At 64.5% G+C, this 1,675-nt stretch carries 3 protein-coding genes; 1 reads left to right on the top strand and 2 read right to left on the bottom strand.

All coding sequences use genetic code 11. From position 1 onward, the window contains the following. The coding region (locus RVY79_RS16555; RefSeq protein WP_317465574.1) for a LysR family transcriptional regulator at positions 1 to 784 on the top strand (784 nt) is incomplete at its 5' end. Between the two features lie 183 nt (positions 785 to 967). On the opposite strand, the gene RVY79_RS16550 is transcribed toward RVY79_RS16555, so the two are convergent. Further along, a complete protein-coding gene (locus RVY79_RS16550; RefSeq protein ID WP_223866296.1) occupies positions 968 to 1,180 on the bottom strand; it encodes a hypothetical protein in 213 nt (70 codons plus the stop codon). Continuing rightward, positions 1,083 to 1,568, bottom strand: a complete 486-nt coding sequence (locus RVY79_RS16545; protein ID WP_020309195.1) for a uracil-DNA glycosylase family protein — start codon at positions 1,566 to 1,568, stop codon at positions 1,083 to 1,085. Before RVY79_RS16545 ends, RVY79_RS16550 begins: the two co-directional genes overlap by 98 nt. Positions 1,569 to 1,675 lie beyond the last annotated feature (107 nt).

Genomic DNA, 1,675 nt, shown 5'->3' with positions numbered 1-1,675 from the left:
GGTCAGTTTGCATATTGCCGACCTGGAGTCGCGGGTTGGCGGAAAGCTGTTGTCGCGCACACGTGGGCGCATTCAGCCTTCGGCGATTGGAGAAACGCTGGTGGAGCGCGCGCGGCGCCTGTTGGCGGATGCGGAGCAGGCGCTTGAGGACGTGGAGCGTCAGGTGCAGGGCTTGGCCGGGCGTGTGCGGCTGGGTGCCTCCACAGGGGCCATCGCACAGTTGATGCCGCAAGCTTTGGAGACGTTGGGCCAACGCCATCCCGCTATCGATGTGCAGGTCGCGGTGCTCACGTCGCAGGAAACTTTGAAGAAGCTTGCCGAGGGCTCTTTGGAGATCGGTCTGGTCGCGCTGCCACAGACCCCGGTGAAGGAATTGCGGATCGAGCCATGGCGGCGGGACCCGGTCATGGCCTTCTTGCCGGCTCGCTGGGAATGCCCGGATGTTGTGACCCCCGGTTGGCTGGCCGCCCAGCCATTAATTCTGAATGACAAAACTACTCGGCTTTCGCGCTTGACCTCGGAGTGGTTCGCCAGTGATGGACGGCAGCCCACGCCGCGTATTCAACTGAACTACAACGATGCGATCAAAAGCCTAGTGGCGGCCGGTTATGGTGCGACGTTGTTGCCGCATGAAGCCTCCACGCCATTGCCCGATACCAGGATCGTCATGCGGCCATTACAGCCCTTATTGTGGCGTCAACTTGGTATTGCCCACCGTGGTGGGGACGTCGAGCGGCCTACGCAACATGTGCTGGATGTGTTGTGGGGGTTGAGTGCGGGCTAGGGCGATGTTGTCAGAGAAAGGACCGCTTTCGACCCGGTCATACGGTGATTGAGGTCCCAGGCGTCAGCTACCGCACCTGAAGCCGTCGTTCATCGCTCCAAAGCCGGTGCCTGTCTCCGTTCGCCCAGGCCAGGGTGTCGTAGTACTTGTGCAGCAGCTCGGTAATGGCGGCGGTGTCGTCGGTCATGGGGTTTCCTTGGGGTTGGCGGTGAGGACTGCCTGGACGCGTGCTTGCAGCGCGGGCAGCACGTCTTGTTGGAACCAGGGGTTGCGCACCAGCCAGCGATTGTTGCGCGGGCTAGGGTGAGGCAGGGGGAACGCTTGCGGCCAGTGCTCGCGCCAGGCTTCGACCACCCGGGTGAGCGGCGTCTTGCCAGTACCGAGGTGGTAGTCCATGGCGTAGCTGCCCAGCACGATGACCAGCGACAGGCGCTCGAAACGCTGCATGAAGGCTTCGCGCCAGGCGGGGGGCGCACTCCGGGCGTAGCGGCAGGTCACCGCTTTTGCCGGTGCCCGGATAACAGAAGCCCATGGGCAGAATGGCGATGCGGGTAGGGTCGTAGAAGGTGTCGCGGTCCACGCCCAGCCAGGCGCGCAGACGCGCGCCGCTGGCGTCGTCGAAGGGCACGCCTGAGGCATGGACCCGGGCCCCCGGTGCTTGGCCGGCGATGAGGATGGGCGCACTCGGGTGAAACTGGAAGACCGGCTGCACGCCGTGTGGCAGATGCGGTGCGCAGCGCGTGCAGGCGCGGACGTCGGTCAGAAAGGCGTCGAGTGTCGGCATGGCGCGCTTCCGGAAAGGGTGGCTCGCGCCGGACGGAGGTGCCATCCTGCGCGAAGCGTAACCCGGCAGCAAGTCAGTGCTGGGTCAGTGTCGGATAGCCCTGGATG

This window comes from Chromohalobacter sp. HP20-39 (assembly GCF_033052815.1).
GTDB lineage: Bacteria > Pseudomonadota > Gammaproteobacteria > Pseudomonadales > Halomonadaceae > Chromohalobacter.
Note: the sequence above shows the minus strand (reverse complement) of the source record. Positions and strands in the feature narration are given on the sequence as shown.